Here is a 24,873-nt window from a genome sequence, read left to right on the forward strand (position 1 = left end):
GCCTAAAGGATTAAATCTTTCGCTTGCACTACACTGTCAATCAGACAAATGACTATATGGGGCAACCCGCTGTTGCCCTAAATCAAATTTACTGGATTTATTTATCTGGTGAATGACTCGCCTTCGTTTTTAAAATAGCCGCGCATTATTTCCGTCGTCACTTTTTTACGACGACCCTATAAAACGACCATATTTTTCACAGGGTCAATTTTTAATTGAGGTGGATATGTTCAGAAAATTAGCAGCTGAATGTTTTGGTACTTTCTGGCTTGTTTTTGGTGGCTGTGGTAGTGCCGTACTGGCCGCAGGCTTCCCGGAATTAGGCATTGGTTTTGCCGGCGTGGCGCTGGCATTCGGTCTGACCGTTCTGACGATGGCCTTTGCTGTTGGTCATATTTCTGGTGGTCATTTTAACCCGGCGGTCACTATTGGTTTATGGGCTGGCGGACGTTTCCCGGCAAAAGAAGTCGTTGGCTACGTAATTGCCCAGGTTGTCGGCGGTATTGTTGCGGCGGCGCTGCTGTATTTAATTGCCAGTGGTAAAACGGGTTTTGACGCGGCAGCCAGCGGTTTTGCTTCTAACGGTTATGGCGAGCATTCGCCAGGCGGTTATTCCATGCTTTCCGCGCTGGTAGTTGAACTGGTATTGAGTGCGGGCTTCCTGTTAGTGATCCACGGTGCAACCGACAAATACGCTCCGGCAGGTTTTGCGCCGATCGCTATTGGTCTGGCCTTAACCCTGATTCACTTAATCAGTATTCCGGTGACTAACACTTCTGTTAACCCGGCGCGCAGCACCGCGGTTGCTATCTTCCAGGGCGGCTGGGCATTAGAACAACTGTGGTTCTTCTGGGTGGTGCCAATTGTCGGCGGCATTATCGGTGGTCTGATTTACCGGACTCTACTGGAAAAACGTAATTAATTAACGCAGAAGGCCTGGCGCAATGTCAGGCCTTTTTTAAATATATTGATTCATCTTCCTGTTGCGCTCCTTGATGTGTTAAGCCACATATAGTCACTGGCGCAGGGAGCGCGCAGGGGGCGGCCAATCGCCGCCGCCCCCTGCACCCCCGGGCTCTGGCGAACAAAATCGCCGCTGCGCGGTGCCCTCGACTTATCCCTTGCGGCTACCGGGTCGGGCGCGAGGTAACATCCCTGTAAAACGCGCCCTCAGCCCACATCCATGTGGGCTGCCCCGGCCTTCAGGGAACGCCTCGGCGATTTTGACGCCACCAACACCGGTGCGGTTTGTAATTAAAGCGCAAGAATATCTTTAAATGAAAATGAATACCCTACCGATCCTTATGCATAACATTTCCTTTTAATTGCAACTTTACTCGTCCTTCCGCTTTCAGTAGTGTGTCATCGCGCATTTCGACTTCATCTTTGCAAGGACTGGGTTTTCATGTTTTCTGGGCTGTTAATCATTCTGGTTCCCCTGATTGTGGGTTACCTCATTCCTCTTCGCCAAAAAGCTGCATTAAGAGTTATTAATCAGCTCTTAAGCTGGATGGTTTACCTTATTCTCTTTTTTATGGGTATCAGTCTGGCGTTTCTCGATAACCTCGCCAGTAACCTGTTGGCAATTCTGCATTATTCCGCCGTCAGCATTACCATTATTTTACTCTGCAATATTATTGCGTTGTTGTGGCTGGAGCGCGGTCTGCCGTGGCGCAACCACCACCAGCAAGAAAAACTCCCGTCGCGTATTGCGATGGCGCTGGAGTCGCTAAAACTGTGCGGCGTAGTAGTGATTGGTTTTGCCATTGGCCTGAGTGGACTGGCTTTCTTACAACACGCGACCGAAGCCAGTGAATACACCTTAATTCTGCTACTTTTCCTCGTCGGTATTCAGTTGCGCAATAATGGCATGACCTTAAAGCAGATTGTCCTTAATCGCCGGGGAATGATTGTCGCCGTGGTGGTGGTTGCCAGTTCATTAATTGGTGGTTTAATTAACGCCTTTATTCTTGATCTTCCCATCAATACCGCGCTGGCAATGGCCTCCGGTTTCGGCTGGTATTCTCTTTCCGGTATTTTATTAACTGAATCTTTTGGTCCGGTAATCGGGAGCGCGGCGTTTTTTAATGATTTGGCCCGTGAGCTGATTGCTATTATGTTGATCCCTGGGCTGATTCGCCGCAGCCGCTCTACTGCACTGGGCTTATGCGGTGCCACATCAATGGATTTCACCCTGCCCGTTCTTCAACGTACTGGCGGGCTGGATATGGTCCCGGCGGCGATTGTTCACGGTTTTATTCTTAGCCTGTTAGTGCCGATCCTCATCGCCTTTTTTTCCGCGTAATACCTCTCTGGCGGTAGATCCCTGCCGCCAAAATTGCGCTAAATCAATCTCCCTTAAAGTTGCATAAAAAATCCCTTTTATCCCCGCGTTAAGCGTCTTAACCTTAAACATGTATATTAAATATAACTTTAAAAGGTGTGATCATGTTTTGTGTGCAATGTGAACAAACTATCCGTACTCCGGCAGGAAACGGCTGCTCATACGCGCAGGGGATGTGTGGTAAAACGGCGGAAACCTCTGACCTTCAGGATTTACTCATCGCGGCGCTGCAAGGGCTTTCGGCCTGGGCGGTAAAAGCGCGTGAATACGGCATCATCAACCACGATATAGACAGCTTTGCGCCACGCGCATTTTTCTCAACCCTGACCAACGTTAACTTCGATTCTCCGCGTATTGTCGGCTACGCTCGTGAAGCAATTGCCCTGCGCGAGGCGCTGAAAGCACAATGCCTGGCTGTAGATGCCAACGCCCGCGTCGATAACCCGATGGCTGACCTGCAACTGGTGAGCGATGATCTCGGCGAGCTGCAACGTCAGGCGGCAGAATTTACCCCTAACAAAGATAAAGCGGCGATTGGCGAAAACATTCTCGGCCTGCGTCTGCTGTGCCTGTATGGCCTGAAAGGTGCGGCGGCCTATATGGAACACGCGCATGTTCTCGGTCAATACGACAACGATATTTACGCCCAGTACCATAAAATCATGGCGTGGCTGGGGACCTGGCCTGCCGATATGAACGCGCTTCTTGAGTGTTCAATGGAAATCGGCCAGATGAACTTCAAAGTGATGAGCATTCTGGACGCAGGCGAAACCGGTAAATACGGTCACCCGACCCCAACCCAGGTCAACGTCAAAGCGACGGCAGGTAAATGCATTCTGATTTCCGGTCACGATCTCAAAGATCTCTACAACCTGCTGGAACAGACCGAAGGCACGGGCGTTAATGTCTACACCCACGGCGAAATGCTGCCTGCGCATGGCTACCCGGAGCTGCGTAAATTCAAGCATCTGGTCGGTAACTACGGCAGCGGCTGGCAGAATCAGCAAGTGGAGTTCGCTCGTTTCCCTGGCCCCATCATGATGACCTCGAACTGCATCATCGACCCAACCGTAGGCGCTTATGACGATCGTATCTGGACCCGCAGCATTGTTGGCTGGCCGGGTGTGCGTCATCTGGATGGCGAAGATTTCTCTGCGGTCATCGCCCAGGCGCAACAAATGGCGGGCTTCCCGTACAGCGAAATTCCGCACCTGATCACCGTGGGCTTTGGTCGTCAAACGCTGCTTGGCGCAGCGGATACGCTGATTGATCTGGTAAGCCGTGAAAAACTGCGTCATATCTTCCTGCTTGGCGGCTGTGACGGCGCACGCGGCGAGCGTCACTACTTCACCGATTTCGCCACCAGCGTGCCGGATGACTGCCTGATCCTCACTCTCGCCTGTGGTAAATATCGCTTTAACAAACTCGAGTTTGGCGATATCGAAGGTCTGCCGCGTCTGGTGGATGCTGGTCAGTGTAACGATGCTTACTCAGCAATTATTCTGGCGGTAACGCTGGCAGAAAAACTGGGCTGCGGTGTCAACGATCTGCCGCTGTCACTGGTGCTCTCCTGGTTTGAACAGAAAGCGATTGTCATTCTGCTGACACTGCTTTCTCTGGGTGTGAAAAATATCGTCACCGGCCCGACTGCACCTGGTTTCCTGACACCAGACCTGCTGGCGGTGCTGAACGAGAAATTCGGCCTGCGTTCTATCACCACTGTTGAAGAAGACATGAAGCAACTGTTGAGCGCGTAAGGAGTTTGTCGATGACGATGCCAACGAATCAATGCCCGTGGCGGATGCAGGTTCATCACATTACGCAAGAAACGCCGGATGTGTGGACGATTTCCCTGATTTGCCACGATTACTACCCATATCGCGCCGGGCAATATGCACTGGTCAGCGTGCGTAACTCAGCGGAAACGCTGCGTGCTTACACCATTTCCTCCACGCCAGGCGTGAGTGAATACATCACCCTGACTGTGCGGCGGATTGATGACGGTGTCGGCTCCCAGTGGCTGACGCGCGATGTAAAACGCGGTGATTATCTCTGGCTTTCGGACGCGATGGGGGAATTTACCTGCGACGATAAAGCAGAAGATAAATTCCTGTTGCTGGCGGCAGGCTGCGGCGTCACGCCGATTATGTCGATGCGTCGCTGGCTGGCGAAGAACCGTCCGCAGGCCGATGTGCAGGTGATCTACAACGTGCGTTCGCCGCAGGATGTTATTTTCGCCGATGAGTGGCGCAACTATCCGGTGACGCTGGTGGCAGAAAATAACGTTACCGAAGGCTTTATCGCTGGTCGTCTCACTCGCGAACTGCTGGCAGGTGTCCCTGACTTAACCTCACGTACCGTGATGACCTGCGGCCCGGCTCCGTATATGGATTGGGTAGAGCAGGAAGTGAAAGCGCTCGGCGTGACGCGTTTCTTTAAAGAGAAATTCTTCACCCCAGTAGCGGAAGCGGCGACCAGCGGTCTGAAATTCACCAAACTGCAACCGGCACGAGAATTTTACTCTCCGGTTGGCACCACGCTACTGGAGGCGCTGGAAAGCAATAAAGTTCCGGTTGTCGCCGCCTGCCGTGCAGGTGTTTGCGGCTGCTGTAAGACGAAAGTGGTTTCCGGTGAATATACGGTAAGCAGCACAATGACGCTGACCGACGCCGAAATCGCTGAAGGTTACGTACTGGCCTGCTCCTGCCATCCGCAGGGAGATTTGGTTCTCGCATAATCGCCTTATGCCCGATGATATTCCTGTCATCGGGCTATTTAACCGTTAGTGCCTCCTTTTTCTCCCATCCCTTCCCCCTCCGTCAGATGAACTAAACTTGTTACCGTTATCACATTCAGGAGATGGAGAACCATGAAACAAACGGTTGCAGCTTATATCGCCAAAACACTCGAATCGGCAGGCGTGAAACGCATCTGGGGAGTCACGGGCGACTCTCTGAACGGTCTTAGCGACAGTCTTAATCGCATGGGCACCATCGAGTGGATGTCCACCCGCCATGAAGAAGTGGCGGCCTTTGCCGCTGGCGCTGAAGCACAACTTTCAGGAGAACTGGCGGTCTGTGCCGGATCGTGCGGCCCCGGAAACCTGCACTTAATCAACGGCCTGTTCGATTGCCACCGCAATCACGTTCCGGTACTGGCGATTGCCGCTCATATCCCTTCCAGCGAAATTGGCAGCGGCTATTTCCAGGAAACCCACCCACAAGAGCTATTCCGCGAATGTAGTCACTATTGCGAGCTGGTTTCCAGCCCGGAGCAAATCCCACAAGTGCTGGCGATTGCCATGCGCAAAGCGGTGCTTAACCGTGGCGTTTCCGTTGTCGTATTACCGGGCGACGTGGCGTTAAAACCTGCGCCAGAAGGGGCAACCTCGCACTGGTATCATGCGCCACAGCCAGTCGTGACGCCGGAAGAAGAAGAGTTACGCAAACTGGCGCAACTGCTGCGTTATTCCAGCAATATCGCCCTGATGTGTGGCAGCGGCTGCGCGGGGGCGCATAAAGAGTTAGTTGAGTTTGCCGGGAAAATTAAAGCCCCTATTGTTCATGCCCTGCGCGGTAAAGAACATGTCGAATACGATAACCCATATGATGTTGGAATGACGGGATTAATCGGCTTTTCGTCAGGTTTTCACACTATGATGAATGCCGACACCTTAGTGCTGCTCGGCACACAATTTCCATACCGCGCGTTCTACCCGACCGATGCCAAAATCATTCAGATTGATATCAACCCAGCCAGCATCGGCGCTCACAGCAAGGTGGATATGGCACTGGTCGGCGATATCAAATCGACTCTGCGTGCATTGCTGCCACTGGTGGAAGAAAAAACCGATCGCAAGTTTCTGGATAAAGCGCTGGAAGATTACCGCGACGCCCGCAAAGGGCTGGACGATTTAGCTAAACCGAGCGAGAAAGCCATTCACCCGCAATATCTGGCGCAGCAAATTAGTCATTTTGCCGCCGATGACGCTATTTTCACCTGTGACGTTGGTACGCCAACGGTGTGGGCGGCACGTTATCTAAAAATGAACGGCAAGCGTCGCCTGTTAGGTTCGTTTAACCACGGTTCGATGGCTAACGCCATGCCGCAGGCGCTGGGCGCGCAGGCAACCGAGCCGGAACGTCAGGTGGTCGCCATGTGCGGCGATGGCGGTTTTAGCATGTTGATGGGCGATTTCCTCTCAGTAGTGCAGATGAAACTGCCGGTGAAAATTATCGTCTTTAATAACAGCGTGCTGGGCTTTGTGGCGATGGAGATGAAAGCTGGTGGCTATTTGACTGACGGCACCGAACTACACGACACCAACTTTGCCCGCATTGCCGAAGCGTGCGGAATTACGGGTATTCGCGTGGAAAAAGCCTCTGAAGTCGATGAAGCCCTGCAACGCGCCTTCTCCATCGACGGTCCGGTGCTGGTGGATGTGGTGGTCGCCAAAGAAGAGTTAGCCATTCCACCGCAGATCAAACTCGAACAGGCCAAAGGTTTTAGCCTGTATATGTTGCGCGCAATCATCAGCGGACGCGGTGATGAAGTGATCGAACTGGCGAAAACAAACTGGCTAAGGTAAAAAGGGTGGCATTTCCCGTCATAATAAGGACATGCCATGATTGATTTACGCAGTGATACCGTTACCCGACCGAGCCGCGCCATGCTCGAAGCGATGATGGCCGCCCCGGTTGGGGACGACGTTTACGGAGACGACCCTACCGTTAATGCTCTGCAGGACTATGCGGCAGAGCTTTCCGGTAAAGAAGCCGCCATTTTTCTGCCTACCGGCACTCAGGCCAACCTGGTCGCTCTGCTCAGTCACTGCGAACGCGGCGAAGAGTATATTGTCGGTCAGGCCGCGCATAACTATCTGTTTGAAGCCGGTGGCGCAGCGGTGCTGGGCAGTATTCAGCCGCAACCCATCGACGCGGCTGCCGACGGCACGCTACCGCTGGATAAAGTGGCGATGAAGATCAAACCCGACGATATCCATTTCGCCCGCACCAAATTACTCAGTCTGGAAAACACTCACAACGGCAAAGTGTTGCCGCGAGAATACCTGAAAGAAGCATGGGAATTTACCCGCGAGCGCAATCTGGCGCTGCATGTTGACGGTGCACGCATCTTTAATGCCGTGGTGGCTTACGGCTGCGAACTGAAAGAGATCACGCAATATTGTGATTCGTTCACCATTTGCCTGTCGAAAGGTCTTGGTACGCCAGTCGGTTCGTTACTGGTCGGTAACCGTGACTACATTAAACGTGCAATTCGCTGGCGGAAAATGACAGGTGGCGGGATGCGCCAGTCCGGCATTCTGGCTGCCGCCGGGATGTATGCCCTGAAAAATAACGTCGCACGCTTGCAGGAAGATCATGACAATGCCGCCTGGATGGCGGAGCAGCTGCGTGAAGCAGGCGCGGATGTGATGCGTCAGGACACCAATATGCTGTTTGTTCGCGTCGGGGAAGAAAATGCTGCCGCGTTAGGCGAATACATGAAAGCGAGAAACGTGCTGATTAACGCCTCGCCGATTGTCCGCCTGGTGACCCATCTCGACGTCTCGCGCGAGCAACTGGCTGAAGTCGCCGCCCACTGGCGCGCATTCCTGGCGCGTTAAGGAGGGAGACGTGCCGCAACGCATTTTAGTTCTCGGTGCCAGTGGCTACATTGGTCAGCATCTGGTGCGAACTCTCAGCCAGCAAGGGCATCAGATCCTGGCGGCGGCACGTCATGTCGACAGGCTTGCAAAGCTGCAACTGGCAAACGTCAGTTGCCATAAAGTCGATCTCAGCTGGCCGGATAACCTTCCGGCCCTGTTGCAGGATATCGATACGGTCTATTTTCTGGTACACAGCATGGGCGAAGGCGGCGATTTTATCGCTCAGGAGCGCCAGGTGGCTCTCAACGTCCGCGATGCGCTACGTGAAGTCCCAGTTAAGCAATTAATCTTTCTCAGTTCGTTGCAGGCCCCGCCACATGAGCAGTCTGACCATCTGCGCGCCCGTCAGGCTACGGCGGATATTCTTCGTGAAGCGGGTGTCCCGGTGACCGAATTGCGTGCCGGAATAATCGTTGGCGCAGGTTCAGCGGCGTTCGAAGTCATGCGCGATATGGTCTACAACCTACCAGTGTTAACGCCGCCACGCTGGGTTCGTTCACGCACCACGCCCATCGCGCTGGAAAACTTGCTGCACTATCTGGTGGCGCTGTTAGATCATCCGGCCAGCGAACATCGCATCTTCGAAGCCGCCGGACCAGAAGTGCTCAGTTATCAGCAACAGTTTGAACATTTTATGGCGGTGAGCGGTAAGCGCCGCTGGTTGATCCCCATCCCCTTTCCGACCCGCTGGATTTCGGTGTGGTTTCTCAATGTGATTACTTCCGTACCGCCCACCACCGCCAAAGCGTTGATTCAGGGGCTGAAACACGATCTGCTGGCAGATGACACCGCGTTACGTGCACTCATCCCACAACGGCTGATTGCTTTCGATGACGCGGTACGTCGCACCCTGAAAGAGGAAGAAAAGCTGGTCAACTCCAGCGACTGGGGATACGACGCTCAGGCCTTTGCCCGCTGGCGACCGGAGTACGGTTATTTCGCCAAACAGGCGGGGTTTACCGTTAAAACGTCTGCCAGCCTTGCGGCTTTATGGCAGGTGGTGAATCAAATCGGCGGTAAAGAGCGTTATTTCTTTGGCAATATTTTGTGGCAAACCCGGGCGTTGATGGACCGCGCGATCGGTCATAAGCTGGCGAAAGGCCGCCCGGGGCGTGAATATTTGCAGACCGGCGATGCGGTGGATAGCTGGAAAGTGATTGTCGTTGAACCGGAAAAACAACTTACGCTGTTATTTGGCATGAAAGCGCCGGGGCTGGGACGACTGTGTTTTACCCTGGAAGATAAAGGCGACTATCGTACTATCGATGTTCGCGCATTCTGGCATCCGCACGGTATGCCGGGGCTGTTTTACTGGTTATTGATGATCCCCGCGCATCTGTTTATTTTTCGCGGAATGGCAAAACGAATCGCCAGACTGGCAGAACAAAGCACAGATTAATCGACAAAACCTGCGTTATTCTTTCATGTTTCCCATTGCATCATGGGGGAAATCACGGAAGAATGCGCACGTCATTTTCTCAACAACAGTGGATTGATATGAAGGTACTGGTTACCGGCGCCACCAGCGGCTTAGGTCGAAACGCGGTAGAGTTTTTATGCCAGAAAGGCATCAGCGTGCGAGCGACCGGTCGCAACGAGGCAATGGGTAAATTGCTGGAAAAAATGGGCGCAGAGTTTGTTCCGGCGGATCTGACCGAGCTGGTCTCATCACAAGCTAAAGTGATGCTCGCGGGCATTGATACGCTGTGGCACTGCTCCAGCTTTACCTCGCCCTGGGGGACACAACAGGCTTTCGATCTGGCTAACGTTCGCGCCACTCGCCGCCTGGGTGAATGGGCTGTCGCCTGGGGTGTGCGTAACTTTATTCATATCTCTTCCCCCTCCCTGTACTTCGATTATCACCACCATCGCGATATTAAAGAAGATTTTCGCCCTCACCGCTTTGCCAACGAGTTTGCCCGCAGCAAAGCAGCCAGCGAAGAAGTGATCAATATGCTTTCGCAGGCGAATCCACAAACGCGCTTTACTATTCTGCGCCCACAAAGTCTGTTCGGACCGCACGATAAAGTCTTTATCCCCCGTCTGGCGCATATGATGCACCACTACGGCAGCATTCTGTTACCGCACGGCGGCAGTGCGCTGGTCGATATGACCTACTATGAAAATGCCGTGCACGCCATGTGGCTGGCAAGCCAGGAAGCCTGCGATAAGCTACCTTCCGGGCGTGTGTACAACATCACCAACGGCGAGCATCGCACACTGCGCAGCATCGTGCAGAAGCTGATCGACGAGTTGAATATTGACTGTCGTATTCGTTCCGTCCCCTACCCGATGCTGGATATGATCGCCCGCAGCATGGAGCGTTTAGGCCGCAAGTCAGCAAAAGAGCCGCCGCTGACCCACTACGGCGTCTCCAAGTTGAATTTTGACTTTACGCTGGATATTACGCGTGCGCAGGAAGAGTTAGGTTATCAACCAGTCCTCACCCTGGATGAAGGTATTGAGAAAACTGCCGCCTGGCTACGCGACCACGGAAAACTGCCGCGCTAATCCTGCCCGTATTTCTCCAGCAACGCTTCGGCAATCGCCTGAGTTTCTGCATCCGCTTCGCCGTTGTATAACGTCGGGCGGAAATGCATCTGGAACGCCATAATCACGCGCCGCTGCTCGCGCGGTGTCATATCAGGTTTAACGTCATAACCGTAGCACGCCAAAAGCTCCAGCAATGATGCGGTATCTACCGGTGTGTGCGGCGCGCGCCCGGCAAGGTAAAAGTTCACCCGTTGCGCATCCGGCCAGGCACCAATCCCCTGCTGCGCCAGTTGTTGCCAGGGGAATAACGGCCCCGGATCGTCTTTGCGCTGCGGCGCAATATCCGCATGCGCCACTACGTTTTCCGGCTTGATGTGATAACGGGCAATAATATCTTTCGCCAGCGGAATAAGCGCCTGAATCTGTGCCTGTTCAAACGGGGCAAAATATTTCACTCCGGATGATTTCTGCCAACCACGGTTTTCCAGCTCAATGCCAATAGAGGTGTCGTTAAGGCGCGTTGCCCCGCGCCAGGCGCTAATTCCCGCATGCCAGGCCAGCTCCTGTTCCGGCACCAGTTGCCAGATGCGCGGTTTACCGTTGTATCGCGGTGGCACAGCAGGCACCAGATAATGCGAACTGACCTGCTTATCGGTCAGTGTCGCCAGCGAGTTATCAAAATCATCTGCGGTGTAGTGGATCACCAGCACTTTAATGCGCGGATACGCCGCCTGCGCCTGGCGTCGGGTATCAAGCTGATATCCCTCTTTCTCGACAATGCCTTTTTCGCCGGCACACCCTGCCAGTAACAGAGCGGCGGCGACCAGCCAGAAGACTCTTCTCATCGACGCGTTTTCACCGCCGTACCGCTGACGCTAACCATCAGCATACTGCCGTTTTGCCCGACCGTTTCGTAGTCGATATCAATACCAACCACAGCATCGGCCCCCAGTGCCCGCGCCTGGGAGCCTAGTTCCTCAAAGGCGATCTCCCGCGCTTTACGTAGCTCTTTTTCGTAGGCACCGGAGCGTCCACCAACGATATCGCGGATACCGGCAAAGAAATCACGGAAAATATTGGCACCTAAAATCGCTTCGCCGGTCACCACACCGCAATATTCGACGATGGTCTGGCCTTCCAGAGTTGGGGTTGTAGAAAATTGCATGATCGATCTCCTTGTTTGTTAAGCCTTCGATCTCTAAAGCATTATCGGACTGATATGCCATGTTGGGAAGAAGGTTTTGATCAGTTTAGGAAATCATCTCATTGTGTCAAAAACACCTACTTAAGCCTTTACGATTATCCGTTGCATAACCCGATATTAGTTTCATTATAGGGCACCGCTTACCTGTCGTATTATGTAGTACCAGCAACATTAATGAGCGGAAAGAGTCAACTTATACTGTAAATTATTCCAAAATTTTTCCGCATCTTGTGGCTGAGGAACATACCTCTGGATTGCTTTTTGATCGACCTCGGCAAAACAAGTAAGTAATAAGATCTCAATGTTTTTGTCATTAATATATGCAAAAATCATTCTTGCAAACTCGTATATAAACGCCCGTTCTTGAGCGTTTAATAGTTTAATACAATATTTATTCTTAAGAGAGAAAAGAATTTCAAGGAAAGCATCCGCTGCAACCTTCACGTTATTCCCCGCATTCATATTAAATATATCTCTTACGCAGATAGAATACAGTGAAAGTAAACAGCCATACAAATAATCATTTATTAATTCTTTTGTCCATTTTACTGGCAACCAGGGTTTTATCTTGACACCATGCATACTACAGTCATGAAAAAGACATTTACTGAAATTAACTCTTATCATATCAACATTGAAAAAATTGCAGTTAATAAATTTTAAAGAATGAGTATTTACGTTGTTAATTTTAACAGATCTAAACGAAATATTTTTGAATACACTGTTTATTACATTGCTATTTGTTATTTTAATATTACCTAAACTGCCGTTTTCAAAGCAACACTTCTTCAATATACTTTCATTCACAACAGTATGTGATAAATGGAGATTATTTATGTTTTGCTTTATTAATGCCACGTCATTAAAATGACTATATTTAATAAAGCATCCATTATTGAGTAGTGTTTTAAGATTGACTAAATTAGTTGCATCTTCACATACCATCGTGGCAACTGGAACAGGCAACGACATGAAAACTTCTTCATTCACCATCAAGTGGATCATGCATTGCGTTCCCTTTGTCATATCCACACTTACGCTACAAATATCGTTGTAATGCGCAGAGTGCATTTCAGGAAACAGATTAAACACGGTATCTTGAAAGGCACTAAATCGTGTTAATAAATCCTGATATTGAACAGGTTTTGTTTCAAAATTATCATCAGCAAATCCAAGCACTATTGCATGCTCTACATCTAACGCAGTTTCAAATGACTCTTCTTCTGTAAAATCATTATTTAAAACCTCACCTGACGTATTTTCACTGTCATAAAAAGTACCCATCAATGCGATATTGTTTGTTACAGCGTCTTTTTCGATATTCTCACTAATTGCATATCGCCTGCTATAATCATAAAAATGAATAAACGCATCCTTTATAAAGGATATATATTGCTCTTTGTTAAAGTCAATACGACTGTATAATTTTTCAAAAATCACATTCGCAATCTTACTACCCATAGTATGCCTGTATAATAATGGGTGCGATTCAATCGTAAAATACTTGTCTAATTGATGTTGTAATTTATTCTCATAGTCCAGTGGGAAAAGAAATTTTTGTCTTTCAAGTTTCCCATTCGATACATTACGTATTCCAATGGTAATTCTTTCATTACTCACTTTTATTTCAACTTCGTTATCTTCTGATTTGCCAAGATATTTTTTAACATCAATCTTGAAAGCATTACTAAAAAATATATTAAATTGATAATTCGCTGATGGAATATTTTCCGCTAGCAACTCATCATTTTTTATGAGATCACTATCAGCATTTATTGCTAATATCAGATGCAAGTAGATGGTGTCCCATGTAGACAACTCACCCTTACGACTGGAATTTAATATCGCGAAAAATTCCCTCAGTGAATCGAGGAAATTATCACTTTGATTCAGTTGTGTGTCTGGAAATGATGATGCTTGATCAGATATATTGTTTATCATATTAAAAATCACCCAAGGGAAAAGATATTCCACTGAACTCCTCGTGCTTTATTATAAAAGCACAACGCATTTATACTCATATTAATTAACGAAACACTGATACAGTTTGATTTATTCTTCGCTCAAACTCATTAGCTTAAATTCTTTACCCACAACTGTAGCATATATAATATTATCAAAAGTCAAAGCTGGGACTATCAAATTTCGCTCATTTTCAAAAATACAATGTAATTTTAGCAATCATCTTAATCGCAGGATCTCTTATTGCATGTGAAAAATTCTGTAATGATTAGACAATAACCGCGTTCATTTATCACGCGTTATAAATGTGAAACTGGCTTCTTGCAGATGCTCTTAACCTCTACAGGAGGATTTATCCCGCCATTTCAGAACTATCATATTTACCTTAAATGATCATTTCAGCCATATAACACGCTCAACCTCACAAATGGTTTACACTGTCTATTGTTTGGGTAATTTAAGTAAGTCAGCTACGAGCAACCTTGAGTGGGTAGCCAGCAATGGACTCAAACCCAATCAGGTGTTCAGATTGTTTCAGAATTGTATTAAAAACAATGTATTAAATAATCTGATAACGTTTGGTCGTAGTGTGACGCAGACAGCAAGCTAATAAGGAAATGATTATGCGCTACCGTTCACTATCTCTACTTATTCCATGTGCACTGCTGCTGAGTGCCTGTACCACCGTCACGCCAGCTTATAAAGATAACGGCCCCCGCACCGGTTCCTGTGTCCAGGGTGGCCCTGACAGCGTGGCTCAACAATTCTATGACTACCGCATTCAACATCGCAGCAATGACATTACCGCCCTGCGCCCCTATTTGAGTGACAAACTGGCAACCCTACTTAGCGATGCCAGCCGCAATAACAGTCATCGTGAATTGTTAAGCAGCGATCCGTTCTCCAGTCGAACCACCTTGCCAGACAGCGCCCACGTTGCCAGTGCATCGACTATCCCTAATCGTGATGCCCGTAACATTCCATTGCGCGTGGATCTCAAACAGGGTGACCAGGGCTGGCAGGATGAAGTGTTAATGATTCAGGAAGGCCAGTGTTGGGTCATCGACGATGTGCGCTACTTAGGCGGTAGCGTTCATGCCACAGCGGGTACGCTCCGTCAGTCCATCGAGAATCGCTAACGCCTTGATCAACCAATAAACCCCGTAAATTGTCCGGCATTTCGTGAGGAATGCCGACATTTATGCTCGCCGACCACCGCCCCCGTTATTTTGTGCTATGTTTATTGAATAATGCGCTTTGCTTTTAACTTTTAAAGCAGAAATATTGCATAATTATTCTGTCAAAGGTACTATCTTCGACCTCAATAGCTATCAGACTGCCAGTATACGAGTGTCAATGAGTATTCAATTAAACGGCATTAATTGCTTCTACGGCGCGCATCAGGCGCTGTTCGATATCACGCTGGATTGCCCACAGGGCGAAACGCTGGTGTTACTTGGCCCCAGCGGCGCGGGTAAAAGCTCGCTGCTGCGTGTACTCAATCTGCTTGAGATGCCGCGCTCCGGTACGCTCAACATTGCAGGCAACCATTTCGATTTCACCAAAACACCCTCTGACAAAGCGATTCGCGATTTGCGTCGTAACGTTGGCATGGTGTTTCAGCAATACAACCTGTGGCCGCATCTGACCGTGCAGCAAAACCTGATTGAAGCGCCCTGCCGTGTACTGGGGTTGAGCAAAGATCAGGCGCTGACCCGTGCAGAAAAACTGCTGGAACGTCTGCGTCTCAAACCTTATAGCGATCGTTACCCGCTGCATCTTTCTGGTGGTCAGCAGCAGCGTGTTGCTATTGCCCGTGCGTTGATGATGGAACCGCAGGTACTGCTGTTCGATGAACCGACCGCCGCACTGGATCCGGAAATTACGGCACAAATCGTCAGCATCATTCGTGAGTTGGCAGAAACGAATATTACCCAGGTGATCGTCACCCACGAAGTTGAAGTGGCGCGTAAAACCGCCAGCCGAGTAGTGTATATGGAAAACGGTCATATAGTAGAACAAGGCGACGCGAGCTGCTTTACCGAGCCGCAAACCGAAGCATTTAAAAACTATCTCTCTCACTAATATTCGGGATAACAACAATGAAAAAAGTTCTGATTGCCGCGTTAATTGCAGGTTTTAGTCTTTCCGCCACAGCTGCCGAAACTATTCGTTTTGCTACCGAAGCCTCCTATCCTCCGTTTGAATCGATTGATGCAAACAACCAGATCGTTGGTTTTGACGTCGACCTGGCACAGGCACTGTGTAAAGAGATTGATGCAACCTGTACTTTCTCTAACCAGGCGTTTGACAGCCTGATCCCAAGCCTGAAATTCCGTCGCGTAGAAGCAGTGATGGCGGGCATGGATATCACTCCGGAGCGTGAAAAGCAGGTGCTGTTTACCACGCCGTACTATGACAACTCTGCCCTATTTGTGGGTCAGCAAGGCAAATACACCAGTGTTGATCAGCTGAAAGGCAAAAAAGTCGGCGTTCAGAACGGGACGACACACCAGAAGTTCATTATGGATAAGCACCCGGAAATCACCACCGTTCCGTATGACAGCTACCAGAACGCAAAACTGGATCTGCAAAACGGTCGTATCGACAGCGTATTCGGTGACACTGCAGTGGTCACCGAGTGGCTGAAAGACAACCCGAAACTGGCGGCAGTGGGCGATAAAGTGACCGATAAAGATTATTTCGGTACTGGCCTCGGCATCGCGGTACGTCAGGGCAACACTGAACTGCAGCAGAAACTCAACACTGCGCTGGAAAAAGTGAAGAAAGATGGCACTTACGAAACCATCTACAACAAATGGTTCCAGAAGTAATTCCTGATGAATGAATTTTTTCCTTTAGCAAGCGCCGCCGGGATGACCGTCGGTCTTGCCGTTTGTGCATTGATTGTCGGGCTGGCGCTGGCGATGTTCTTTGCGGTATGGGAGTCTGCAAAATGGCGTCCTGTCGCGTGGGCAGGTTCAGCGCTGGTAACCATTCTGCGTGGCCTGCCAGAAATTCTGGTGGTGCTGTTTATCTATTTTGGCTCCTCGCAGCTGCTGCTGACGCTTTCGGATGGCTTCACTATCAATCTTGGGTTCGTGCAGATCCCGGTGCAGATGGACATTGAGAACTTCGACGTTAGCCCGTTCCTTTGTGGTGTCATCGCTCTGTCGCTGCTGTATGCCGCCTATGCCTCGCAAACGCTGCGCGGCGCGTTGAAAGCGGTGCCGATGGGTCAGTGGGAATCCGGCCAGGCGCTGGGGCTGTCGAAATCAGCTATCTTTTTCCGTCTGGTGATGCCGCAGATGTGGCGTCATGCGCTGCCTGGCCTCGGTAACCAGTGGCTGGTGCTGCTGAAAGATACCGCGCTGGTCAGTTTGATTAGTGTGAATGATTTAATGCTACAAACCAAAAGCATTGCTACTCGTACCCAGGAACCATTTACCTGGTACATTGTGGCGGCGGCGATTTACCTGGTGATCACCCTGCTCAGTCAGTACATTCTCAAACGCATTGACCTGCGCGCGACACGTTTTGAGCGGAGGCCTGGCTAATGTTTGAGTATTTATCCGAACTGATGAAAGGGCTGCACACCAGCCTGACGCTAACCGTTGCCTCGCTGATTGTGGCACTGATTCTGGCATTGATTTTTACCATCATCCTGACGCTGAAAACGCCGGTTCTGGTGTGGCTGGTGCGGGGTTATATCACGCTGTTTACCGGTACGCCGCTGCTGGTGCAGATCTTCCTGATTTATTACGGGCCGGGCCAGTTCCCGACGTTGCAGGAGTATCCGGCACTGTGGCATTTGCTGTCAGAACCGTGGCTGTGTGCGCTGATTGCGTTGTCGCTGAACAGTGCAGCGTATACCACGCAGCTGTTTTACGGTGCCATTCGTGCGATCCCGGAAGGTCAGTGGCAGTCCTGTAGCGCCCTGGGAATGAGCAAAAAAGATACGCTGGCGATCCTGCTGCCGTATGCCTTTAAACGCTCGCTCTCTTCTTATTCCAACGAAGTGGTGCTGGTGTTCAAAAGTACCTCTCTGGCTTACACCATTACGCTGATGGAAGTGATGGGATACAGCCAGTTGTTGTACGGACGCACCTACGATGTCATGGTGTTCGGTGCGGCAGGGATTATTTACCTGGTCGTCAACGGCCTGCTGACGCTGATGATGCGTCTGATCGAGCGTAAAGCACTGGCGTTTGAGCGAAGGAATTAATTTGGCTGCGTGCTGATGCCGGATGCGGCGCGGACGCCTTATTCGGCCTACATAGTGCATAAATTCTTATAATGAAGACGGACAACTCACTAAGTTGTCCGTCTTTTTTTATTTCATTTAAATTATTTAATCATATTTATTGCATATAAATTCACTTGATGGCATTGTTATCCCATGCCGCAGACACGGCCAAAAATCATAAGATTGACAGACGGGAGTTCCATCATGAAAAAGTTAGTTCTTGCCGCTTTACTTGCTTCCTTTACTTTCGGTGCTTCTGCCGCAGAGAAAATCAATTTTGGCGTTTCAGCCACCTATCCACCCTTTGAATCTATAGGTGCTAATAATGAGATTGTCGGCTTTGATATCGATCTGGCAAAAGCCTTGTGCAAACAAATGCAGGCAGAATGTACTTTTACGAATCACGCGTTCGACAGCCTGATCCCGTCACTGAAATTCAGAAAATATGACGCCGTAATCTCCGGTATGGATATCACCCCGGAGCGTAGCAAACAGGTATCGTTTACCACGCCCTACTATGAAAACTCAGCCGTCGTGATTGCCAAAAAAGATACCTACAAAACGTTTGCCGATCTGAAAGGCAAACGTATTGGGATGGAAAACGGTACTACGCACCAGAAATATATTCAGGATCAGCACCCGGAAGTGAAAACTGTCTCCTATGACAGTTATCAGAATGCCTTTATCGATCTGAAAAATGGTCGTATTGATGGGGTATTTGGTGACACAGCGGTGGTTAATGAATGGCTGAAAACCAACCCGCAACTGGGCGTTGCGACTGAAAAAGTGACCGATCCGCAATACTTCGGCACCGGCCTGGGTATCGCTGTACGTCCGGATAACAAAGCTCTGCTGGAAAAACTGAATAACGCGCTGGCAGCAATTAAAGCTGACGGCACGTATCAGAAAATCAATGACCAGTGGTTCCCACAGTAAGATTCAGAAAGCCGCACCTGCGGCTTTTTTATTGCTTCACCAGCAGCGTCAGCACTTCGTAATGCGCAGTGTGCGGGAACATATCAAAAAGCTGTACCCGTTCAATACGGTAACCTGGCAGTTCGCGGATATCTTTCGCCATGGTTTGGGCGTTACAGCTGGAGTAGATGATAAAACGCGGTGCCATCGTTGAGAGATAATCACACAGCGGTTTACCAATGCCGCGGCGCGGCGGGTTAACCAGCACCAGCTCCGGCACCTCCCCCTGGGCGGTGGCAAACTGAGTGGAGTCCAGCGCCTGAAATTGCAAACGCGTTAAGCCCAGTTCAGCGGCTGACTGCTTCGCACAGGCAATGGCCTCTGGTGCAATTTCGATCCCGGTTAACTGCATGTCAGGCGTCGCGCAGTGTAAACCAAAGCCCCCCACGCCGCAGAAGAGATCCCACATATGGTTTACCGGTAGTTGCCGCACCCAGTCGCGCGCGGTAGCGTAAAGCTGGCTGGCGACCGCCGGATTGGTCTGGAAGAAACTTTGCGGACGGATCCACAGCGGTACGTCGTTAAAACGCTCTGCCAGCGCCTGTTGTTCGGTCAGGTAGATCTCCGTCTCCCCTTCCATGATCGCCATATGTACCGGCTGAATATTGACGGTAATAACTTTTAGCTGCGGCAGTTGTTCCTGTAACCACGGCAGCGCCTTACGCAGTTGCGCCAGTTTGGTTTCAGAACGCAGTACAAAGCGCAGCATCATACCGCCATCGCTCTGGCTTTCGGTCAGCAGAATGTATTTCAGTTCGCCACGCTTACGCGCCACGTTGTAGGGCGTTAACCCCGCTCGGGCGATAAACGGTTTTAGCGCCGCAAAAACGGGCGCAAATGAGGCAGGATAAAGCGGGCAGTCACAAAGGTCTTCTGGTGTGCCGTCTCGATGCAGCATACCGAGCAGTGGTTTTTCAACGCTACCACTCACCACCATTTTGGCTTTATTACGAAACCCTTGTTCCGGGCCTGACACCGGCGCGCACCATTCCTCAACCGGAAAGTCGGCGAGCAGATTTTTAAGATCGGCGGTTTTAGCGGAGAGTTGCTCTGGAATCGGCTGCGTTATCCACTGACAGGAACGACAGCGACCCGCGTCGTAAAGTGCGCACTGCATACATTGACCTTCACATCATCAGGGGCGACGATTATACACATTATTGCAACTGGAAGAACCGCCGACTGGTCGAGGGAACGAACAGCAGCATCAGGATGAGCATATCCGGCAGCTTCTGCAGCATCAGGCTATGGAAGATTTCACGTTTTGATTCACCGGGAATGCTGAACAGCTCCGGATAACCATACCCCAGCGAAGCCGCCCACAAGTAACTTGCGGCCGTGATTTGTGTCAACAGATACAGCCAGCGCGCCCAGCGACGCCCTTTCACCAGTGAAAACGCACACCAGATCTCAATAAAAACCAACACCAGACTGCTTAAAAAGACCAGCGTTAAACTCCAGGTTTGTACGCTGCGATGAATGAACTCGCCAATACCGCGCACGCCCAGCGTATTGAAAATCATCAGCACGTCGAGGCCACGGATCATAATAATGGCGAGCGCCGCCACCTGCACCAGCGCAGGCACATTCAGGCGAGCATGAGATGAAGATGTTTTCTTAAAAAATCCCAACGTTTCGTCTTCCATGAAAACAATGCCGCGACATGCGCGGCATTATGTAGCCAGGTTGGCAAATTTTAGTGTCTTCAGCCACGTCTTGCACGCTGGATGTCGCGTATCCGCTGTTTTTCTGCGCGAGCCATCAGATACCAGGCGATAAATCCGACAATTCCGACCGCACCGAGGATCAATGTTGCCAGGGCGTTGATTTCCGGATTCACCCCCATCCGCACGCTGGAAAAAACCAGCATCGGTAACGTGGTGGCTCCTGGCCCGGAAACAAAGCTGGCGATCACCAGATCATCAAGCGACAAAGTAAAAGCCAGTAACCAGCCAGAAATGATCGCGGGCATGATCATCGGTAGCGTAATGACGAAAAACACTTTCAGCGGCGTCGCACCGAGATCCATCGCTGCTTCTTCTATCGAGCTATCCAGTTCCCGCAGACGCGACGAAATAACGACTGCCACATAAGCCGTACAGAAAGTGACATGCGCCAGCCAGATGGTGAGCATACCGCGGTCCGCAGGCCAGCCAATGGCATGAGCAAGCGCGACAAACAGTAGTAGCAATGACAGCCCGGTGATCACATCCGGCATCACCAGCGGCGCGGTGATCATAAAGGCAAAACCATTTGATCCGCGAAACCTGCCAAAACGCACCAGCACCACCGCCGCGATAGTGCCGAGGACAGCCGCCGCCGTTGCAGCACAGGCTGCAATTGTAAGGCTTAAACCAACCGCACTCATCATCGCGTCATCGCGCAATAATTCGCCATACCAGCGCGTTGACCAGCCGGCCCACACCGTCACCAGCTTCGAGCTGTTAAACGAATAGATAACCAGCATCAGCATTGGCGCGTAGAGAAAGGTGAAGCCCAGCAGCAAAATCACAATCCGCCAGGGCGAACGAACTACCGGTAAATTATTCATCCGTGTTCTCCCACGCTTTTTTGCTGATGCTTGTGGAACCACATTATCGGCACAATTAGCAGCAGCAACATGATGATCGCTACCGCCGAGGCCACCGGCCAGTCGCGGTTATTGAAAAACTCCTGCCACAGCACGCGCCCGATCATGATGCTGTCCGGGCCACCGAGCAGTTCAGGGATCACAAACTCGCCCACCGCCGGGATAAACACCAGCATCGATCCGGCAATAATCCCGCCTTTGGTCAGCGGCACGATCACAGTAAAGAACGTTTTCAGCGGTCGTGCACCGAGATCCAGTGCAGCTTCCACCAGCGAATAATCAATACGAATCAACGCGGTATAAATCGGCAGCACCATAAACGGCACGTAGGCGTAAACAATGCCAATATAAACTGCCAGATTGGTATGAAGAATGGTCAGCGGTTGATCGATAACCCCCAGCCACAGCAGAAAATTATTCAGCACGCCGTTATTTTTTAATATTCCCATCCAGGCATAAACGCGAATCAGAAACGAGGTCCACGACGGCAGGATCACCAGTAGCAATAAGATATTACGGGTCGAAGGCTTACTGTGTGCCACCGCCCACGCCAGCGGATAGCCGATCAGTAAACAGCAAATAGTCGAAATCGCCGCCACCTGTAGCGACTGGAGATAAGCATCGAAATAGAGCGGATCGTCGGTCAGTTGCAGGAAATTACCGAGATTAAGAGTGATGGAAAGTTGCCCGTCAGCCCACTCCATCAGTTCGGTATAAGGTGGAATGGCGCGCGCCATCTCCGCCAGGCTTATTTTAAAGACGATCAGAAATGGCAGCAGAAACAGCAGGATTAGCCAGATATAGGGCAGCGCAATCACCAGTTTGCGCCCATGCTTCATTTGCAACTGCGACAACCACAGCTTAAATCCGCCCGGCGGTTTCGACTGGGCAGCAGGTTCAAGTGTACTCATTTTTGCTCCTTAAACCGTCAGCACCACACAGCTGTCCACTTCCCAGCACAAACGCACTTCATCGCCCCAGGTCGGTAACCCTTTACGATGACGATGGGCGTTTTGTAGCTGGGCGCTGATCATCTGCCCACTTTTCAGACGAACGTGATACACCGAAAGATCGCCGAGATAGGCAATGTGTAGCACCTCCCCCACCGCGAAGTTACAACCATTGGCGGGCGGCTCTTCGCAAAGCATGATTTTTTCCGGACGCAGTGCTACGTGTACCGGCACGTTATCGACCACCGAAGCATCTACATCGACTTTCAGTGGATGCACCAGCCCCGGCGAATAAAGCACCAGACCATCTTCCTGGCGCTCTTTGAGTACACCTTCAAAGACATTAACCGAGCCAATAAATTCGGCGCTGTAGCGGGTGGTCGGATGCTCATAGATCTCTTCCGGTTCGCCAATCTGGACAAATTTCCCACGATTCATAATGGCGATGCGCCCCGCCATGGTCATCGCCTCTTCCTGATCGTGGGTGACCATCACACAAGTCACACCGACACGCTCCAGAATATCCACCACTTCAAGCTGCATCCGGTCACGCAGCTTTTTATCCAGCGCGCCCATAGGCTCATCGAGCAGTAATAGTTTCGGGCGCTTGGCAAGGCTTCGGGCCAGTGCCACACGCTGTCGCTGACCGCCGGAAAGCTGATGCGGTTTGCGTTTGGCGAACTCCTGCATATGCACCAGCCCGAGCATCTCATTGACCCGGCTGGCAATTTCCGCTTTCGGTAGTTTGTCCTGTTTCAGGCCAAAAGCGATGTTCTGTTCCACGGTCATATGCGGAAACAGCGCGTAAGACTGAAACATCATATTGATGGGGCGCAGGTAAGGCGGTACCTGTGACAAATCGACGCCATCAAGCATTATCTGTCCGGCAGAAGGTTGTTCGAAACCTGCCAGCATACGCAGCAGCGTGGACTTGCCACAGCCGGATGCGCCCAGCAGCGCGAAGATTTCACCTTTGTAGATGGTCAGGCTGACATCATCCACCGCATGTTGACCATCGTAGGATTTGGTGAGGTTGCGGATTTCTAATAGCGGCGTCAGCGCCTTACGGGTTTTCGCCTGCGGGCGAGGGATAGCGTCATTCACGGCTGCTCTCCGGCATTGAATGTGTGCAAGCGCACCATAATGGTGCGAATTGCCGGCGGGTGTGGTGCGCCCGTCCGGCAGATTAATTTGTCGCAGAACGTCTATTGCTGGCTATCTGTAGGCTGGAACCATCCCCTCGCCCCTTTGGGGAGAGGGTTAGGGTGAGGGGAAGCCCCGTCATACCTGTTCAGCAATCTGAACTGATTATTTTCCGCTCTTCACTTTGGTCCACGCGCGGGTGCGCACACGGTCGATTTTCGGATCCTGTACTTTCAGAGTGAACAGCTTCGCACGAACATCCGCAGGCGGGTAAATACCCGGGTTATCACGGACTTCCGCACTCACCAGCGGCGTAGCTTCTTTGTTCGCGTTGGCATAGAACACATGGTCGGAAATATGCGCCACCACATCCGGGCGCAGCAGGTAATTCAGGAACTGATAGGCTTCGTCTTTGTTTTTGGCATCCGCAGGCATGGCGAAGACATCAAAGAACGCCATCGCCCCTTCTTTCGGAATCGAGAACGAGACATTAACGCCATTCTTCGCTTCCTTCGCGCGGTTTGACGCCTGCCAGACATCGCCTGCCCAGCCGATAGCGACGCAAATATCGCCGTTTGCCAGGTCGTTAATGTATTGAGATGAATGGAAATAACGAATGTTCGGGCGCAGCTTTAACAGCAGATCGGTTGCCGGTCCGGTGTAATCATCTGCTTTAGTGCTGTTGGGATCTTTACCGAGATAATTCAGCACGGTAGCAAAAACTTCTTCTGGTGCATCGAGGAAAGAGACACCGCAGCTTTTCAGTTTTTCCAGATTTTCAGGCTTGAGGATCAAGTCCCAGCTATCGACGGGCGCGTTTTCGCCCAGTACCGCTTTGACTTTATCGACGTTATAGCCAATCCCGGTCGTCGCCCACATATAGGGCATAGCAAATTTATTATCCGGGTCGTGTTTGGCAACCAACTTCAGCAGTTCCGGGTCGAGATTCTTCCACTCCGGCAATTTGCTTTTATCCAGCGGCTGGAAAACTCCCGCAGTCAACTGGCGTTCAAGAAAGCTTGCTGACGGCACCACCAGGTCAAAGCCGGTGCTACCCGCCATTAATTTGCCTTCCAGTACTTCGTTAGAGTCGAAAACATCGTAGACGACTTTAATACCGGTTTCTTTTTCAAAATTGGCCACCGTGTCCGGAGCGATATAATCAGACCAGTTATAAATGTGGAGTGTTTTTTGTTCAGCCGCGAGCGTGCCGACAGAGACGGCCATCAGAGCACCCGCAACCAGACCCGATAGCCATTTTTTATTTAAGGCGGTCATATCTCTTTCCTTCTGAAAGT

At 50.7% G+C, this 24,873-nt stretch carries 23 protein-coding genes and 1 pseudogene; 14 read left to right on the forward strand and 10 right to left on the reverse strand.

Going from position 1 to position 24,873, the window contains the following annotated elements:
- Positions 1-226: 226 nt before the first annotated feature.
- The 8 genes from aqpZ to ACJHXB_RS12925 all read left to right on the forward strand — a co-directional run bounded on the left by aqpZ (position 227) and on the right by ACJHXB_RS12925 (position 10,523).
- Positions 227-922 (forward strand): aquaporin Z, encoded by a 696-nt coding sequence (gene aqpZ / locus ACJHXB_RS12890; RefSeq protein WP_001328199.1) that lies wholly within the window; start codon positions 227-229, stop codon positions 920-922.
- Between the two features lie 483 nt (positions 923-1,405).
- A complete protein-coding gene (gene lysO / locus ACJHXB_RS12895; protein WP_000491132.1) occupies positions 1,406-2,305 on the forward strand; it encodes an L-lysine exporter LysO in 900 nt (299 codons plus the stop codon).
- Positions 2,306-2,448: 143 nt separating this feature from the next.
- Complete coding sequence (gene hcp, locus ACJHXB_RS12900) at positions 2,449-4,101, forward strand: hydroxylamine reductase (protein WP_000458771.1); 1,653 nt, start codon at positions 2,449-2,451, stop codon at positions 4,099-4,101.
- 11 nt (positions 4,102-4,112) lie between these two features.
- Positions 4,113-5,081 carry an NADH oxidoreductase gene (gene hcr, locus ACJHXB_RS12905; protein WP_000178668.1) on the forward strand — a complete coding sequence of 323 codons (969 nt, stop codon included), beginning with the start codon at positions 4,113-4,115 and terminating at the stop codon, positions 5,079-5,081.
- 132 nt (positions 5,082-5,213) lie between these two features.
- A complete protein-coding gene (gene poxB / locus ACJHXB_RS12910) occupies positions 5,214-6,932 on the forward strand; it encodes a ubiquinone-dependent pyruvate dehydrogenase (protein ID WP_000815342.1) in 1,719 nt (572 codons plus the stop codon).
- 36 nt (positions 6,933-6,968) lie between these two features.
- Positions 6,969-7,970: a low-specificity L-threonine aldolase gene (gene ltaE / locus ACJHXB_RS12915; protein ID WP_000566382.1), complete on the forward strand. Its 1,002-nt coding sequence runs from the start codon at positions 6,969-6,971 to the stop codon at positions 7,968-7,970.
- 10 nt (positions 7,971-7,980) lie between these two features.
- A complete protein-coding gene (locus ACJHXB_RS12920; protein WP_001136539.1) occupies positions 7,981-9,411 on the forward strand; it encodes an SDR family oxidoreductase in 1,431 nt (476 codons plus the stop codon).
- A gap of 98 nt (positions 9,412-9,509) precedes the next feature.
- Complete coding sequence (locus ACJHXB_RS12925) at positions 9,510-10,523, forward strand: NAD-dependent epimerase/dehydratase family protein (protein WP_001305933.1); 1,014 nt, start codon at positions 9,510-9,512, stop codon at positions 10,521-10,523.
- Here the strand turns inward: ACJHXB_RS12925 and amiD are convergent.
- The 4 genes and pseudogenes from amiD to ACJHXB_RS12945 all read right to left on the reverse strand — a co-directional run.
- Positions 10,520-11,350, reverse strand: a complete 831-nt coding sequence (gene amiD, locus ACJHXB_RS12930) for an N-acetylmuramoyl-L-alanine amidase AmiD (RefSeq protein WP_001255162.1) — start codon at positions 11,348-11,350, stop codon at positions 10,520-10,522. The genes ACJHXB_RS12925 and amiD overlap by 4 nt on opposite strands.
- A complete protein-coding gene (locus ACJHXB_RS12935; protein WP_001160737.1) occupies positions 11,347-11,670 on the reverse strand; it encodes a heavy metal-binding domain-containing protein in 324 nt (107 codons plus the stop codon). The genes amiD and ACJHXB_RS12935 overlap by 4 nt, the downstream gene beginning before the upstream one ends.
- 210 nt (positions 11,671-11,880) lie before the next feature.
- Positions 11,881-12,462, reverse strand: a complete 582-nt coding sequence (locus tag ACJHXB_RS12940; RefSeq protein WP_227467198.1) for a pentapeptide repeat-containing protein — start codon at positions 12,460-12,462, stop codon at positions 11,881-11,883.
- Positions 12,445-13,683: pseudogene (locus ACJHXB_RS12945) on the reverse strand (pentapeptide repeat-containing protein); the annotation flags it as partial. The gene ACJHXB_RS12940 and the pseudogene ACJHXB_RS12945, both read right to left, overlap by 18 nt.
- A gap of 611 nt (positions 13,684-14,294) precedes the next feature.
- On the opposite strand from ACJHXB_RS12945, the gene ACJHXB_RS12950 reads away from it, so the two are divergent.
- The 6 genes from ACJHXB_RS12950 (at position 14,295) to artJ (ending at position 18,853) form a co-directional block, all read left to right on the forward strand.
- The gene (locus tag ACJHXB_RS12950; protein ID WP_001270660.1) at positions 14,295-14,810 is read left to right on the forward strand and encodes a lipoprotein; all 516 of its coding nucleotides are present in this window, start codon (positions 14,295-14,297) and stop codon (positions 14,808-14,810) included.
- A gap of 217 nt (positions 14,811-15,027) precedes the next feature.
- Positions 15,028-15,756 carry an arginine ABC transporter ATP-binding protein ArtP gene (gene artP / locus ACJHXB_RS12955; RefSeq protein ID WP_000027208.1) on the forward strand — a complete coding sequence of 243 codons (729 nt, stop codon included), beginning with the start codon at positions 15,028-15,030 and terminating at the stop codon, positions 15,754-15,756.
- 17 nt (positions 15,757-15,773) lie between these two features.
- Entirely contained in the window at positions 15,774-16,505 is a 732-nt protein-coding gene (gene artI / locus ACJHXB_RS12960) for an arginine ABC transporter substrate-binding protein ArtI (protein ID WP_000756575.1), read from the forward strand.
- A gap of 6 nt (positions 16,506-16,511) precedes the next feature.
- Entirely contained in the window at positions 16,512-17,228 is a 717-nt protein-coding gene (gene artQ / locus ACJHXB_RS12965; RefSeq protein WP_001001687.1) for an arginine ABC transporter permease ArtQ, read from the forward strand.
- Positions 17,228-17,896, forward strand: coding sequence for an arginine ABC transporter permease ArtM (gene artM / locus ACJHXB_RS12970; RefSeq protein WP_410233501.1), 669 nt, complete (start codon positions 17,228-17,230; stop codon positions 17,894-17,896). Before artQ ends, artM begins: the two co-directional genes overlap by 1 nt.
- Before the next feature lie 225 nt (positions 17,897-18,121).
- Positions 18,122-18,853 (forward strand): arginine ABC transporter substrate-binding protein ArtJ, encoded by a 732-nt coding sequence (gene artJ / locus ACJHXB_RS12975; protein WP_001295905.1) that lies wholly within the window; start codon positions 18,122-18,124, stop codon positions 18,851-18,853.
- Positions 18,854-18,881: 28 nt separating this feature from the next.
- On the opposite strand, the gene rlmC is transcribed toward artJ, so the two are convergent.
- The 6 genes from rlmC to potF all read right to left on the reverse strand — a co-directional run bounded on the left by rlmC (position 18,882) and on the right by potF (position 24,853).
- Complete coding sequence (gene rlmC / locus ACJHXB_RS12980; RefSeq protein ID WP_001149737.1) at positions 18,882-20,009, reverse strand: 23S rRNA (uracil(747)-C(5))-methyltransferase RlmC; 1,128 nt, start codon at positions 20,007-20,009, stop codon at positions 18,882-18,884.
- Between the two features lie 40 nt (positions 20,010-20,049).
- A complete protein-coding gene (locus ACJHXB_RS12985) occupies positions 20,050-20,538 on the reverse strand; it encodes a YbjO family protein (RefSeq protein ID WP_000389260.1) in 489 nt (162 codons plus the stop codon).
- A gap of 59 nt (positions 20,539-20,597) precedes the next feature.
- Positions 20,598-21,443, reverse strand: coding sequence for a putrescine ABC transporter permease PotI (potI, locus tag ACJHXB_RS12990; protein ID WP_001061672.1), 846 nt, complete (start codon positions 21,441-21,443; stop codon positions 20,598-20,600).
- Positions 21,440-22,393, reverse strand: a complete 954-nt coding sequence (gene potH, locus ACJHXB_RS12995) for a putrescine ABC transporter permease PotH (RefSeq protein ID WP_000105436.1) — start codon at positions 22,391-22,393, stop codon at positions 21,440-21,442. Before potH ends, potI begins: the two co-directional genes overlap by 4 nt.
- 9 nt (positions 22,394-22,402) lie before the next feature.
- Positions 22,403-23,536 (reverse strand): putrescine ABC transporter ATP-binding subunit PotG, encoded by a 1,134-nt coding sequence (gene potG, locus ACJHXB_RS13000; RefSeq protein ID WP_000996011.1) that lies wholly within the window; start codon positions 23,534-23,536, stop codon positions 22,403-22,405.
- A 204-nt stretch (positions 23,537-23,740) separates the two neighbouring features.
- Positions 23,741-24,853 carry a spermidine/putrescine ABC transporter substrate-binding protein PotF gene (gene potF / locus ACJHXB_RS13005; RefSeq protein WP_000126075.1) on the reverse strand — a complete coding sequence of 371 codons (1,113 nt, stop codon included), beginning with the start codon at positions 24,851-24,853 and terminating at the stop codon, positions 23,741-23,743.
- Positions 24,854-24,873 lie beyond the last annotated feature (20 nt).

The sequence above is a fragment of the Escherichia sp. WS3227_2 genome, assembly GCF_046486495.1.
GTDB classification, from domain to species: Bacteria; Pseudomonadota; Gammaproteobacteria; order Enterobacterales; family Enterobacteriaceae; genus Escherichia; species Escherichia coli.

Coding starts and splice junctions, on each gene's coding strand:
- rlmC (WP_001149737.1), bottom strand. CDS start 20,009: ATGCAGTGCGCACTTTACGACGCGGGTCGCTGTCGTTCCTGTCAGTGG.
- hcr (WP_000178668.1), top strand. CDS start 4,113: ATGACGATGCCAACGAATCAATGCCCGTGGCGGATGCAGGTTCATCAC.
- aqpZ (WP_001328199.1), top strand. CDS start 227: ATGTTCAGAAAATTAGCAGCTGAATGTTTTGGTACTTTCTGGCTTGTT.
- potH (WP_000105436.1), bottom strand. CDS start 22,393: ATGAGTACACTTGAACCTGCTGCCCAGTCGAAACCGCCGGGCGGATTT.
- hcp (WP_000458771.1), top strand. CDS start 2,449: ATGTTTTGTGTGCAATGTGAACAAACTATCCGTACTCCGGCAGGAAAC.
- artP (WP_000027208.1), top strand. CDS start 15,028: ATGAGTATTCAATTAAACGGCATTAATTGCTTCTACGGCGCGCATCAG.
- lysO (WP_000491132.1), top strand. CDS start 1,406: ATGTTTTCTGGGCTGTTAATCATTCTGGTTCCCCTGATTGTGGGTTAC.
- ACJHXB_RS12950 (WP_001270660.1), top strand. CDS start 14,295: ATGCGCTACCGTTCACTATCTCTACTTATTCCATGTGCACTGCTGCTG.
- ACJHXB_RS12925 (WP_001305933.1), top strand. CDS start 9,510: ATGAAGGTACTGGTTACCGGCGCCACCAGCGGCTTAGGTCGAAACGCG.
- artQ (WP_001001687.1), top strand. CDS start 16,512: ATGAATGAATTTTTTCCTTTAGCAAGCGCCGCCGGGATGACCGTCGGT.
- ACJHXB_RS12985 (WP_000389260.1), bottom strand. CDS start 20,538: ATGGAAGACGAAACGTTGGGATTTTTTAAGAAAACATCTTCATCTCAT.
- potI (WP_001061672.1), bottom strand. CDS start 21,443: ATGAATAATTTACCGGTAGTTCGTTCGCCCTGGCGGATTGTGATTTTG.
- artI (WP_000756575.1), top strand. CDS start 15,774: ATGAAAAAAGTTCTGATTGCCGCGTTAATTGCAGGTTTTAGTCTTTCC.
- ltaE (WP_000566382.1), top strand. CDS start 6,969: ATGATTGATTTACGCAGTGATACCGTTACCCGACCGAGCCGCGCCATG.
- artM (WP_410233501.1), top strand. CDS start 17,228: ATGTTTGAGTATTTATCCGAACTGATGAAAGGGCTGCACACCAGCCTG.
- amiD (WP_001255162.1), bottom strand. CDS start 11,350: ATGAGAAGAGTCTTCTGGCTGGTCGCCGCCGCTCTGTTACTGGCAGGG.
- poxB (WP_000815342.1), top strand. CDS start 5,214: ATGAAACAAACGGTTGCAGCTTATATCGCCAAAACACTCGAATCGGCA.
- potF (WP_000126075.1), bottom strand. CDS start 24,853: ATGACCGCCTTAAATAAAAAATGGCTATCGGGTCTGGTTGCGGGTGCT.
- artJ (WP_001295905.1), top strand. CDS start 18,122: ATGAAAAAGTTAGTTCTTGCCGCTTTACTTGCTTCCTTTACTTTCGGT.
- ACJHXB_RS12935 (WP_001160737.1), bottom strand. CDS start 11,670: ATGCAATTTTCTACAACCCCAACTCTGGAAGGCCAGACCATCGTCGAA.